Raw genomic sequence first — 13066 nt, 5'->3', positions numbered from 1 at the left:
GGGCCTCTACTGGCTTTCGCGCACCATGTCCACGTGGGGAATGCCAGCCTCGAGGAACTCGCTGCTGACGATCTTGAAGCCGTGGCGTTCATAGAACGCGGTAGCGTGGACCTGGGCGGAAAGCATCTGACGCTTCAGACCACGACGTTCGGCTTCGGCGATAGCGGCTTGTAGCAGCCGATCGCCAACCTTCAGTCCGCGCCAGTCCTTGAGCACCGAAACGCGGCCGATATGGCCGTCGGGAAGCAGGCGGGCGGTGCCGATAGCATAGTCCCGCTCGAAGGCGAGAAAGTGCACGGCGTCCGCATCTTCGGTGTCCCACTCCAGCTCCGGTGCGACGGACTGTTCGGCGATGAACACGGCCTCACGGATGCGGCGCAGGTCGGCATTGTCCTTCTGCCAGTCGGCAACGCGGACGTGTATCTCACTCATCGGCAAACTCCAGACTTCCTTGCTTGACCAGTTCCAGTAGAAGCTTACGCCCCTCGTCATCGGCCAGCCATTGGCCGAGATTCTCCAGGTGCAGTGCCTCGGCAGCGCAGATCAGCTTCAGCAGGTCGCGCAGGCTGGCGGGCAGCAGGCGGCTCTGGCCGCTGGCGAAGAGCACCAGGCCAATGTCCACCTCGGACCAGGCCAGGCGCGCGCTTGGGTTGCGGACCAGCACTGCGCCGTCTTCGATGGCACCCAGGAAATCGTCCTCTTCCACTTCGGCGCCGGCCAGCAGTTCCGGGTAACGCGGCTCGGTCATGAACTGGCCGAACCAGGTAAGCAGCAGACGCTCGTCGCTCATGTGCTCGGTGAGCAGGGACTTGAGTCGGTCCAGGGCGTCCCGCTGAATCTCGTGGGGATCGCTGACAGGCGCTGCGCCGGCGTCGCTGTAACGCTCCTCGTCCGGCAGGAACTGGGCCAGGAAGTCGGTGAAGTGGGTCAGTACCTCGGCGGCGCTGGGCGCGCGGAAGCCCACGGAGTAGGTCATGCAGTCGTCTTCGGCGATGCCGAAGTGGGCGAGACGCGGCGGCAGGTAGAGCATGTCGCCGGGTTCCAGCACCCATTCGTCGGTCTGCTGGAAGTCGGCGAGGATGCGCAGGTCGGCGTGGGGTAGCAAGGCGCTCTCGGCGTCACACATCTGGCCGATTTTCCAACGGCGGCGGCCGTGACCCTGGAGAAGGAACACGTCGTAGTTGTCGAAATGCGGCCCTACGCCACCGCCTGGCGCGGCGAAGCTGATCATCACGTCATCAATGCGCCAGCTCGGCAGGAAGCGGAAATTTTCCAGTAGCTCGGCGACTTCCGGCACGAACTGGTCGACCGCCTGGACCAGTAGGGTCCAATCGCGTTCGGGCAGGTTCTGATAGGTATCTTCGGCGAACGGGCCGCGGCGCAATTCCCAGGGGCGTTCTCCGTGCTCGAGCACCAGGCGAGACTCGACTTCCTCTTCCAGGGACAGGCCCGCGAGTTCGTCAGGGGAAATGGGGCTTTCGAATCCGGGGATGGCCTGGCGGATCAGGAGTGGCTTTTTCTGCCAGTAATCGCGCAGGAATTCGCGCGCGGAGAGGCCACCCAGAAGTTGAAGAGGAGTATCAGGATTCATGTCTAAGCCTTTGAAATAAAAACGCCCGGCACAGCCGGGCGTGCATGGGTACAAGACCGATCAGATGCGCTTGGCCTGAGCTACGGCGTTGCCGATGTAGCTGGCGGGGGTCATTTTGCGCAGTTCGGCCTTGGCCTCGGCCGGGATGTCCAGGCCATCGATGAAAGTCTGCAGGGCTTCCGGGCTGATGCCCTTGCCACGAGTCAGTTCCTTGAGCTTCTCGTACGGATTCTCGATCGCGTAGCGGCGCATCACGGTCTGGATCGGCTCGGCGAGGACTTCCCAGCAAGCGTCGAGGTCTTCAGCAATGCGTTGAGCATTCAGCTCCAACTTGCTGATTCCCTTGAGGGTGGCCTCATAGGCGATAACGCTGTGGGCAAAGCCAACACCAAGGTTGCGCAGCACGGTGGAGTCGGTCAGGTCGCGCTGCCAGCGGGAGATCGGCAGCTTGCTGGCCAGGTGCTGGAGCAGCGCGTTGGCAATGCCGAGGTTGCCTTCGGAGTTCTCGAAGTCGATCGGGTTGACCTTGTGCGGCATGGTCGACGAGCCGATCTCGCCAGCGATGGTCTTCTGCTTGAAGTAGCCAAGGGAGATGTAGCCCCAGACGTCGCGATCGAAGTCGATGAGGATGGTGTTGAAGCGGGCGACGGCGTCGAACAGCTCGGCGATGTAGTCGTGCGGCTCGATCTGGGTGGTGTAGGGGTTCCAGGCCAGGCCCAGGTCGCCTTCGATGAACTCGCGGGCGTTGGCTTCCCAGTCGACGTCCGGATAGGCGGACAGGTGGGCGTTGTAGTTGCCCACTGCACCGTTGATCTTGCCCAGAAGCGGAACGGCGGCAACCTGGGCGATCTGGCGCTCCAGGCGGTACACGACGTTGGCCATTTCCTTGCCGAGGGTGGTCGGCGAGGCCGGCTGGCCGTGGGTGCGGGAGAGCATCGGCACATCAGCGAAGCGTACGGCCAGGTCGCGGATGGCGTCGGCCAGTTGGCGCATCAGCGGCAGTACGACCTGGTCGCGGCCTTCGCGCAGCATCAGGGCGTGGGACAGGTTGTTGATGTCCTCACTGGTGCAGGCGAAGTGGATGAACTCGCTGACTTTGGCCAGCTCGGGCAGCTTGGCGGCCTGCTCCTTGAGCAGATACTCAACAGCTTTCACGTCGTGGTTGGTGGTGCGCTCGATTTCCTTGATGCGCTCGGCATGTTCCAGCTGGAAGTCTTCGGCCAGCTTGTCGAGCAGGGCATTGGCTTCGGCGGAGAAGGGCGCGACTTCCGGAATACCGGCGTGGGCGGCGAGGCGCTGCAGCCAGCGGACCTCTACCTGGACGCGGAAACGGATCAGGCCGTACTCGCTGAAGATCGGGCGCAGGGAGCTGGTTTTGCCGGCGTAGCGGCCATCTACGGGGGAAACCGCGGTGAGCGAGGAAAGCTGCATGAGGGCGTTCTCGGACAATCGGTCAACGAAAAGGGGCGCACATCATACATGTATTTCCCCCAACTCGCCGCTTCCGCGCCACGGTCGTCGACACATGGCGCGGTGCGGGTCAGCCGCGCAGGAGCGGATAGAGCTCGTTGAGCAGCTTGCGGCGGCTGAACAGCAGTTGCCAGCGGTTGCCGCCAAGCTGGCGCCAGAGTCGCGCGGCTCGGATGCCGGTGAGGAGCAGGGCGCGGATCTTCGCGGCGTTACTGGGTTGCTGCAGGTGGCGCATGTCGCCGTGTACCTGGATGCGCTGGCGGAAGGTACTCAGGGTGTCCTGGTAAAGGCCGGCGCAGGCGGCAATGACGTTGTCGTGCACGAGGCCGAAGTGCTGTACCTGTTGCTGGATCTGGTCCAGGCGGTTGCCGATGACGTCCAGCATATCGCCACGTTTGGCCAGTTGACGTTCCAGGGTCAACAGGGCGAGGGCGTAGCGCAGGGGTTCGCGCTGCAGGCTTGAGGGCTCACGCTCCAGGGCGCTTACAAGGGCCTTGTAGCCATCGCGCAGGTTGAGGTCGTCGCCGCCGTAGACTTCCAGGGTGTTCTTCGGATCGCGGATCAGCAGGCTGCCGAGCATGCAGCCGAGCGGCGGCTCGCTGATCTGGCCGGTCTTGGCGATGCGGTCGACCAGGGCGGCGGCTTCGAAGACGGCACCGAGTGCGACCAGTTGTTCGCGGGTCTGGTTCATGGGCGCTGAACTCCGGCATCGGAGGGTTGGGCGCTTTCGATCACGCCGCCACCCAGGCAGATTTCGCCGTCGTAGAACACTACCGACTGGCCCGGCGTGACCGCGCGCTGCGGCTCGTCGAACATCGCTACGTAACCGTCGCTAGTCTTTTCCAGGGTGCAGGGCTGGTCGCTCTGGCGATAGCGCACCTTGGCCTTGAGGCGGCGCGGCAGGCTGAGGTCGATGGGGTTCACCCAGTAGATCTCGGACGCTTTCAGCGAGCGGGAGTAGAGCCAGGGGTTTTCGTTGCCTTGGCCGACGATCAGCACGTTGCGCGAAAGGTCTTTCGCCAGGACGTACCAGGGATCATCGCTTGCGTCTTTCATGCCACCGATGCCCAAGCCCTGGCGCTGGCCGATGGTGTGGTACATCAGGCCGTGGTGGCGGCCGATGACGTCGCCTTCGGCGGTCTCGATATCCCCAGGCTGGGCGGGCAGGTACTGCTTGAGGAAATCAGTGAAACGACGTTCACCGATAAAGCAGATACCGGTGGAGTCCTTCTTGCGAGCGGTGGCCAGGCCGTGCTTCTCGGCGATGGCGCGCACTTCCGGTTTTTCCAGTTCGCCGACCGGGAACAGGGTGCGGGCGATCTGCTCGCCACCCACTGCATGGAGGAAGTAGCTCTGGTCCTTGTTTGGGTCCAGGCCTTTGAGTAGCTCGGTGCGGTTGTCGATGTCACGGCGGCGCACGTAGTGACCGGTGGCGATCAGGTCCGCGCCCAGCGACAGGGCGTAGTCGAGGAAGGCTTTGAACTTGATTTCGCGGTTGCAGAGGATGTCGGGGTTCGGCGTGCGGCCTGCCTTGTATTCGGCGAGGAAGTGCTCGAACACGTTGTCCCAGTACTCGGCCGCAAAGTTGGCGGTATGGAGCTTGATGCCGATGCGGTCGCAGACGGCCTGGGCGTCGGCCAGGTCCACCTTGGCGGTGCAGTACTCGGTGCCGTCGTCTTCGTCCCAGTTCTTCATGAACAGGCCTTCCACCTTGTAGCCCTGCTCGAGAAGCAGGAGGGCGGAAACCGAGGAGTCTACGCCGCCGGACATGCCGACTATGACGCGGGTATTGGCTGGATCACGCATGGGAATCTGCACTGGTCGTGTAAGCAAAAGCGGAATTCTATCAGAACCGGTTCGCGATCAGCTGCGCGTCGGCCCTGCTGCGTTGAAAGCAGGCTCGGAATGCTCATTTACGGCTGTAAACTTCGCTTCCTCGCCTGCTTTCGCCTTGCATGGCTCTAGCTCGCAAGATCGTGAGCAGGTTGTTTGAGCTGGAATGTTTAGGAGGCGCGGATCAGGCTGAGGGGGAAACGTTCGCCTTCCAGGTAGTCGTCAATGCAGCGCAGGACGAGGTGGCTGCGCCAGCGGTCTTTGTTAGTCAGGAGCTCGTCGCGGGTCAGCCAGCGTGGTCCGATGATGCCTTCGTCCAGGGGGTGATCGGGATGGTGGCGCAGCGGCTTGGCGGCAAAGCAGACGCGCTGGTAGGTCACGCCGTTGCTGGGAGCCGTATAGAGGTAGATGCCAGTCACGGCGGTCAATTCGACCTCCCAGCCGGTTTCCTCGAAGGTTTCGCGAATGGCGGCTTCGAGCAGGGTTTCATCGGCTTCCAGGTGTCCGGCGGGCTGGTTGAGTACCGCGTGTCCTCCGGCCAGTTCCTCGACTAGCAGGAAGCGGCCTTGGTCTTCGATGATCGTTGCGACTGTGATGTGAGGTTGCCAGCTCATACGCGAGGGTTCCAGGGCAAATCGACATGATACGGCGCGGGCGGCCCCAAAAAGAAACCCCGGGCATTGGCCCGGGGTTTCCCGATACAGCGTGTGGCGTTTAGGCCAGGCCGTCGATCGCAGCGTTGAAGGTGGCGCTGGGGCGCATCACCTGGCTGGTCAGGTCCGGATTCGAGCGGTAGTAACCGCCGATGTCCACAGCCTTGCCCTGGGCACCGTTCAGTTCGGCGACGATAGCCGCTTCCTGTTCCGTCAGGGTCTTGGCCAGCGGGGCGAAGTGCGCCTTCAGCTCGGCGTCTTCGTCCTGGGCTGCAAGGGCTTGAGCCCAGTAGAGCGCCAGGTAGTAGTGGCTGCCACGGTTGTCCAGCTCGCCGACCTTGCGGGAGGGCGACTTGTTGTTGTCCAGCAGCTTGCCGGTGGCTTCGTCGAGGGTCTTGCCCAGCAGCTTGGCCTTGGCGTTGCCGGTTTTGATGCCGGTTTCTTCCAGGGACACGGCCAGGGCCAGGAACTCGCCGAGGGAATCCCAGCGCAGGTAGTTCTCTTCCACCAGCTGCTGTACGTGCTTCGGAGCCGAGCCGCCGGCACCGGTCTCGTACATGCCGCCGCCCGCCATCAGCGGAACGATGGACAGCATTTTGGCCGAGGTGCCCAGTTCCATGATCGGGAACAGGTCGGTCAGGTAGTCGCGCAGGACGTTGCCGGTCACCGAGATGGTGTCCTGGCCGCGCAGTTGGCGCTCCATGCTGGTACGGATGGCTTCGTTGTAGCCCTTGATGCTGATGTCCAGGCCGGTCAGGTCGTGGTCCTGCAGATACAGTTCGACCTTTTTGCGCAGTTCGCGATCGTGGGCGCGTTCCGGGTCCAGCCAGAAGATGGCCGGGGTGTTGGACAGGCGGGCGCGGGTGACGGCCAGCTTGACCCAGTCGCGGATCGGGGCGTCCTTGGTCTGGCAGGCGCGCCAGATGTCACCGGCTTCGACTTCGTGCTGCATCAGCACGGTGCCATCGGCGGCCACGACGCGCATGGTGCCGTCGGCGACCATCTCGAAGGTCTTGTCGTGGGAGCCGTATTCCTCGGCTTTCTGCGCCATCAGGCCGACGTTCGGCACGGTGCCCATGGTGGTCGGGTCGAAGGCGCCGTTGGTTTTGCAGAAGTTGATCATCTCTTGGTAGATGCGGGCGTAGGTGCTCTCCGGCATCACCGCCTTGGTGTCCTTCTGCTTGCCGTCCTTGCCCCACATCTGGCCGGAGTTGCGGATCATCGCCGGCATGGAAGCGTCGACGATCACATCGCTCGGGATGTGCAGGTTGGTGATGCCTTTCACGGAGTCGACCATCGCCATTTCCGGGCGGTGGCTGTACACCTCATGGATATCGTGAAGGATCTCTTCCTGCTGGGAGGCGGGCAGTACCTTGATCTTGTCGTAGACGCTGCTGATGCCGTTGTTCGGGTTGACGCCCAGTTCCTTGAACAGCTCGCCGTACTTGTCGAACACGTCCTTGTAGTAAACGCTGACGGCGTGGCCGAAGACGATCGGGTGGGAGACCTTCATCATGGTCGCCTTGACGTGCAGGGACCACATGACGCCGGTTTCCTTGCAATCCTGCAGGGTCTGCTCGAAGAAGGCGCGCAGTTTGTTGCAGCTCATGAACATGCTGTCCAGGACTTCGCCGTCCTGCAGGGAGAGCTGCTTCTTGACCTCGACCTTACCGTCCTTGCCGACGAACTCGATGCGCACGTCACCGGCCTTGGCCATGGTGATGGATTGTTCGCTGGAGAAGAAGTCGCCGCCGCGCATGTAGTCGGCGTGGGAGCGGGAGGCCATGCTCCACTTGCCCATGGAGTGCGGGTGCTTGCGAGCGTAGGCCTTCACGGCGGCCGGCGCGCGGCGGTCGGAGTTGCCTTCGCGAAGGACCGGGTTCACGGCGCTGCCCAGGACTTTGGCGTAGCGGGCGCGAGTGTCTTTCTCTTCTTCGGTCTGCGGGTCTTCCGGGAAGTCCGGCACGTTGTAGCCCAGCGCCTGCAGTTCGGCGATGGCGCCTTTCAGCTGCGGCACGGAGGCACTGATGTTCGGCAGTTTGACGATGTTCGCGTCAGGCGAGGTGGCCAGCGTGGCCAGGTAGGCCAAATCGTCTTCGATGCGCTTGTCTGCGGCAAGCTTGTCAGCGAAGGAGGCCAGGATGCGTCCTGCAAGAGAGATATCGCGGGTTTCGACGTCGATCCCTGCCGAGGCGGCGAATGCTTTGACGATGGGAAGGAGCGAGTAGGTGGCGAGCGCAGGGGCTTCGTCGGTGAAGGTGTACGTAATCTTCTGACGGTTGGACATTAACGTTTAACTCTCTTCTTTTCTGGGCGCGCACAGAGTCTCGAAGCGCACTGGTAGACGCATTCGCTCAATGTCGACGTTGAGCTGAGCCGAGAATTGCCGCGGGGGTAATGGAGCGCCAGTAAAGCGTTGTACGGCCTTGCCATGGTGGTGGCCTGGCCGTTGCGAGGACAGTGAGTCTGGTCCCAGACTGCTCGACCCCGATGACTGTTAGGTCACGGCGCGCAGTATATCACCCCTTTTGGCGGGGTGACTCAGGGGCGTGTTTTCGACTAAGGAAGATATGGTCGATGACCGCCCAACTGGAGTAGGCTCACGAGCTGCAAGAGCGTTCTCAACCACAACACGGAGCTCAGCATGGGATACCAAAAGATCCAGGTGCCGGCAGTCGGTGACAAAATCACCGTCAATGCAGATATGTCCCTGAAGGTACCGAACAACCCGATCATTCCCTTCATCGAGGGTGACGGCATCGGCGTCGACATCAGCCCTGTCATGATCAAGGTGGTAGATGCCGCCGTTGCCAAAGCTTACGGCAGCGATCGCAAGATCTCCTGGATGGAGGTTTACGCGGGTGAGAAGGCCACTCAGGTCTACGATCAGGACACTTGGCTGCCGAAAGAAACCCTGGAAGCCGTTCGCGACTACGTTGTTTCCATCAAGGGCCCGCTGACCACTCCCGTTGGTGGTGGCATTCGATCCCTCAACGTGGCCCTGCGCCAGGAGCTGGATCTTTACGTTTGCCAGCGCCCGGTTCGTTGGTTCGAAGGCGTTCCGAGCCCGGTGAAGAAGCCCGGTGACGTTGATATGGTGATTTTCCGCGAGAACTCCGAAGACATTTACGCCGGTGTCGAGTGGAAGGCTGGCAGCCCCGAGGCCGAGAAGGTCATCAAGTTCCTCACCGAGGAAATGGGTGTCAAGAAAATCCGTTTTACCGAGAACTGCGGTATCGGTATCAAGCCGGTATCCCTGGACGGTACCAAGCGTCTGGTACGCAAGGCCTTGCAGTACGCCGTGGACAACGATCGCAGTTCTGTGACCATCGTCCACAAGGGCAACATCATGAAGTTCACCGAGGGTGCCTTCAAAGAGTGGGGCTACGAAGTTGCTCGTGACGAGTTCGGTGCCGAGTTGCTGGATGGCGGTCCGTGGATGCAGTTCAAGAACCCGCGCACCGGCAAGAGCGTCGTGGTCAAGGATGTGATCGCGGACGCCATGCTGCAGCAAATCCTGCTGCGTCCGGCCGAGTACGACGTGATCGCCACGCTGAACCTGAACGGTGACTACCTGTCCGACGCCCTTGCGGCCGAAGTGGGTGGTATCGGTATCGCCCCCGGCGCCAACCTGTCTGATACCGTTGCCATGTTCGAAGCGACCCATGGCACCGCGCCGAAATACGCCGGCCAGGATAAGGTTAATCCGGGCTCCGTCATCCTCTCTGCGGAGATGATGCTGCGCCACATGGGCTGGACCGAAGCAGCCGACCTGATCATCAAGGGCACCAATGGTGCCATCGCTGCGAAGACCGTCACCTACGACTTCGAGCGTCTGATGGAAGGTGCCAAGCTGCTGTCCTGCTCCGAGTTCGGCGACGCTATCATCGCGCACATGTAAGCCTTCGGGCAGAAACAAAAAGGCCGGTCATTTGACCGGCCTTTTTTATGCCCAATTGTTGCGTGGGCTCAAACTTCTACCGTGCTGCCCTGGGGGTGGCTGATGGCGGCAGGCGCTTCGGAGGTGGCCGTGACGGGGCGAATGTTCACGGCGTGCAGCCCTTTCGGGCCCTGGATGATATCGAAGCTTACCGGCTGTCCAGCCTTTAACGTCTTGTAGCCCTCCATCTGGATGGCCGAATAGTGGGCGAACAGGTCCTCATCTCGGCCGTCGGCAAGGATGAACCCATAGCCTTTGGCGTTGTTGAACCACTTGACCTTACCGCTAAGCATGCTGATATCCCTCTGCAAAGGACTCCATCACTGGAGTATCATCCACTTCGACTCCACGCCATGCGGGCCGCCTTGGCCGCGCGCGCGGAACCCCTGATACCCGAAGACGGGTATTCACTGGTTGTAACACCGTTTTGCCGTTAGTCAAGGCGTTCCCCGCATCGCCTGAGAAACGGATCAAAGTCTTTCCAGAGGCCGTTTTTCATCCATCCAATGACCTTTATTTCCAGCATGCATGCAAGCAGCCAGATTCGACTAACATTCAATCAGGACAGTCCGCAGCATCACGAGGACGACTCCACGGGCCTGGCGGTGCAGGAAGCCAAGCCGGCCCTGCAGGCGCCACCTATGTATAAGGTGGTGATGTTTAACGATGACTACACCCCTATGGATTTCGTGGTCGAGGTGCTCGAATTGTTCTTCGGTATGAACCGGGAACTGGCCACCAAGATCATGCTGACCGTGCATACAGAGGGCCGGGCGATTTGTGGCGTGTTCACTCGCGACATAGCCGAAACCAAGGCCATGCAGGTCAATCAATATGCGAGAGAGAGCCAGCATCCGCTGCTCTGTGAGATCGAGAAGGACGGTTAACGCCGCCGCTTGGGTATGAGGTGAAGCCATGTTGAACCGCGAGCTCGAAGTCACCCTCAATCTTGCCTTCAAGGAGGCCCGTGCCAAGCGCCACGAATTCATGACGGTCGAGCACTTGCTGCTCGCCCTGTTGGACAATGAAGCCGCCGCCACAGTGCTGCGCGCGTGTGGCGCAAATATGGACAAGCTGCGGCATGACCTGCAGGAGTTCATCGATTCCACCACCCCGCTGATTCCTCAGCATGATGAAGATCGTGAAACCCAGCCCACGCTCGGCTTCCAGCGAGTGCTGCAGCGTGCAGTGTTCCATGTGCAGAGTTCCGGCAAGCGCGAAGTGACCGGCGCCAATGTGCTGGTGGCCATCTTCAGCGAGCAGGAAAGCCAGGCCGTGTTCTTGCTGAAGCAGCAGAGCGTCGCGCGTATCGATGTCGTCAACTACATCGCCCATGGGATTTCCAAGGTCCCGGGTCACGGTGAGCAGCACGACCACGATCAGGAAATGCAGGATGAGGAAGGTGGTGAGGCTGCAGCGTCCGGTCATCCGCTGGATGCCTATGCCAGCAATCTGAACGAATTGGCGCGCATGGGGCGCATCGACCCGTTGGTCGGGCGTGAGAGTGAAGTTGAGCGCGTCGCGCAGATCCTGGCGCGTCGTCGCAAGAACAACCCGCTTTTGGTCGGTGAGGCAGGTGTTGGCAAGACCGCCATCGCTGAGGGCCTGGCCAAGCGCATTGTCGACAACCAGGTGCCCGACCTGCTGGCTGAAAGCGTGGTCTACTCCCTGGATCTCGGTGCCTTGCTGGCGGGAACCAAGTATCGCGGCGATTTCGAGAAGCGCTTCAAGGCGCTGCTCAATGAACTGCGCAAGCGCCCGCACGCCATTCTGTTTATTGATGAGATTCACACCATCATTGGTGCCGGTGCGGCATCGGGTGGGGTGATGGATGCGTCCAATCTGCTCAAGCCGCTGTTGTCCTCGGGTGAGATCCGTTGCATCGGTTCGACCACCTTCCAGGAATTCCGCGGCATCTTCGAGAAGGATCGGGCTCTGGCGCGTCGCTTCCAGAAGGTTGACGTCACCGAACCATCGGTTGAAGACACCGTGGGTATCCTCAGGGGGCTCAAGGCGCGCTTCGAGCAGCATCACCATATCGAGTACAGCGATGAGGCGTTGCGTGCAGCAGCCGAGCTGGCAGCTCGTTACATCAATGACCGGCACATGCCTGACAAGGCCATTGATGTGATCGACGAGGCGGGCGCCTATCAACGTCTGCAGCCGGAAGAGAAGCGCGCCAAGCGCATCGAGGTGGCTCAAGTCGAAGACATAGTCGCCAAGATCGCGCGAATTCCTCCAAAGCATGTCAGCAGCTCCGACAAGGAGCTGCTGCGTAACCTGGAGCGTGACCTGAAGTTGACGGTCTTCGGTCAGGATGCGGCCATTGACTCCCTGTCGACCGCTATCAAGCTGTCACGCGCAGGGCTCAAGTCTCCGGACAAGCCGGTAGGTTCCTTCCTCTTTGCTGGACCCACGGGGGTCGGCAAGACTGAAGTGGCCCGCCAATTGGCGAAGGCGATGGGGATCGAGCTGCTTCGATTCGACATGTCCGAGTACATGGAGCGGCACACCGTTTCGCGTCTGATCGGTGCGCCTCCAGGCTATGTCGGTTTCGATCAGGGTGGTCTGTTGACTGAAGCCATCACCAAGATGCCGCACTGTGTGCTGCTGCTGGATGAAATCGAGAAGGCCCATCCGGAAGTCTTCAACCTGCTGCTGCAGGTGATGGATCACGGCACGCTGACTGACAACAACGGCCGCAAGGCGGACTTCCGCAACGTGATCCTGGTCATGACCACCAATGCTGGTGCCGAAACTGCTGCGCGGGCTTCCATCGGCTTCACTCTGCAGGATCACTCCTCGGATGCCATGGAGGTCATTCGCAAGAGCTTCACGCCGGAATTCCGCAATCGCCTGGATACGATCATCCAGTTCGGCCGCCTGAGCCATGAAGTGATCAAGAGTGTCGTGGACAAGTTCCTCACCGAGTTGCAGGCACAGCTGGAGGACAAGCGCGTGCAGTTGGTAGTCAGCGACGAGGCGCGGGGCTGGTTGGCTGAGCGCGGCTACGACGCACAGATGGGGGCTCGCCCTATGGCGCGCCTGATCCAGGACAAGATCAAGCGACCACTTGCGGAGGAGATTCTGTTTGGCGAGTTGGCCGAGCACGGCGGCGTGGTGCACGTCGACGTCAAGGACGAGGAGCTCAGCTTCGAGTTTGAGACTACGGCAGAGATGGCCTGACGAGCCATCCACAAAAAAGCCCGGCAGATCAGGCCGTGTGAAAACTCCCTGAGTGCAGGCCAAGCAAACGCCCCGACTGGTTCGGGGCGTTGGTGTTTCTGGGTAATCGAAAGCGAGGAGCGGGATTTATCCCATCAGCTCGATCAACCGACGGGCGCCGAGCACGTTGAGGGCCCGTTTCAGGTTGTAGGCGTTTACCGCCAGGGCCATTTCCGTGCGTGCGCCCTGCAACTGGCGGAGCAGGAAGCGGCCGTTGCCCAGGATCCACTGCTTCAGGTTGCCGAAGGGGTGTTCGACGATGGATCGGCGCCTGACCATCATCTCCGGATGCGCCTGCATCCGCTGCTGCATCCGCGCAAACGCCGCTTCATGGGCATGCCGGGTCACGTGTCG

General features: G+C 61.3%; 12 protein-coding genes. 3 read left to right on the top strand and 9 right to left on the bottom strand.

What is annotated here, in order from left to right:
• Positions 1–6 precede the first annotated feature (6 nt).
• The 7 genes from G559_RS0113565 to G559_RS0113535 form a co-directional block, all read right to left on the bottom strand.
• The gene (locus tag G559_RS0113565) at positions 7–432 is read right to left on the bottom strand and encodes a GNAT family N-acetyltransferase (RefSeq protein ID WP_028628738.1); all 426 of its coding nucleotides are present in this window, start codon (positions 430–432) and stop codon (positions 7–9) included.
• Positions 425–1591: a ribosomal protein uL16 3-hydroxylase gene (locus tag G559_RS0113560; protein WP_028628737.1), complete on the bottom strand. Its 1167-nt coding sequence runs from the start codon at positions 1589–1591 to the stop codon at positions 425–427. Before G559_RS0113560 ends, G559_RS0113565 begins: the two co-directional genes overlap by 8 nt.
• A 60-nt stretch (positions 1592–1651) precedes the next feature.
• The gene (purB, locus tag G559_RS0113555) at positions 1652–3022 is read right to left on the bottom strand and encodes an adenylosuccinate lyase (RefSeq protein WP_028628736.1); all 1371 of its coding nucleotides are present in this window, start codon (positions 3020–3022) and stop codon (positions 1652–1654) included.
• Between the two features lie 109 nt (positions 3023–3131).
• A complete protein-coding gene (gene hflD, locus G559_RS0113550) occupies positions 3132–3752 on the bottom strand; it encodes a high frequency lysogenization protein HflD (protein WP_028628735.1) in 621 nt (206 codons plus the stop codon).
• Complete coding sequence (gene mnmA, locus G559_RS0113545; RefSeq protein ID WP_028628734.1) at positions 3749–4867, bottom strand: tRNA 2-thiouridine(34) synthase MnmA; 1119 nt, start codon at positions 4865–4867, stop codon at positions 3749–3751. The genes hflD and mnmA overlap by 4 nt, the downstream gene beginning before the upstream one ends.
• Before the next feature lie 197 nt (positions 4868–5064).
• On the bottom strand, positions 5065–5508 hold the full coding sequence (locus tag G559_RS0113540; RefSeq protein WP_028628733.1) for an NUDIX hydrolase: 444 nt from the start codon (positions 5506–5508) through the stop codon (positions 5065–5067).
• A 100-nt stretch (positions 5509–5608) separates the two neighbouring features.
• The gene (locus G559_RS0113535) at positions 5609–7834 is read right to left on the bottom strand and encodes an NADP-dependent isocitrate dehydrogenase (RefSeq protein WP_028628732.1); all 2226 of its coding nucleotides are present in this window, start codon (positions 7832–7834) and stop codon (positions 5609–5611) included.
• Positions 7835–8191: 357 nt separating this feature from the next.
• On the opposite strand from G559_RS0113535, the gene icd reads away from it, so the two are divergent.
• Positions 8192–9448: an NADP-dependent isocitrate dehydrogenase gene (gene icd / locus G559_RS0113530; RefSeq protein WP_028628731.1), complete on the top strand. Its 1257-nt coding sequence runs from the start codon at positions 8192–8194 to the stop codon at positions 9446–9448.
• Positions 9449–9516: 68 nt separating this feature from the next.
• Here icd and cspD read toward each other — a convergent pair whose 3' ends face one another.
• Positions 9517–9780 (bottom strand): cold shock domain-containing protein CspD, encoded by a 264-nt coding sequence (gene cspD, locus G559_RS0113525; protein ID WP_028628730.1) that lies wholly within the window; start codon positions 9778–9780, stop codon positions 9517–9519.
• 231 nt (positions 9781–10011) lie between these two features.
• Between cspD and clpS the strand changes: the two genes are divergently transcribed.
• A complete protein-coding gene (clpS, locus tag G559_RS0113520) occupies positions 10012–10374 on the top strand; it encodes an ATP-dependent Clp protease adapter ClpS (RefSeq protein ID WP_028628729.1) in 363 nt (120 codons plus the stop codon).
• Positions 10375–10402: 28 nt separating this feature from the next.
• Positions 10403–12673, top strand: coding sequence for an ATP-dependent Clp protease ATP-binding subunit ClpA (gene clpA / locus G559_RS0113515; RefSeq protein WP_028628728.1), 2271 nt, complete (start codon positions 10403–10405; stop codon positions 12671–12673).
• A gap of 126 nt (positions 12674–12799) precedes the next feature.
• Here the strand turns inward: clpA and G559_RS28960 are convergent.
• A partial coding sequence (locus G559_RS28960; protein ID WP_036997395.1) for a transposase occupies positions 12800–13066 on the bottom strand: 267 nt, incomplete at its 5' end.

The sequence above is a fragment of the Metapseudomonas resinovorans DSM 21078 genome (assembly GCF_000423545.1).
Lineage (GTDB): Bacteria > Pseudomonadota > Gammaproteobacteria > Pseudomonadales > Pseudomonadaceae > Metapseudomonas > Metapseudomonas resinovorans.
The sequence above is the reverse complement of the archived record's forward strand: the minus strand, read 5'-3'. Positions and strand labels throughout refer to the sequence as shown.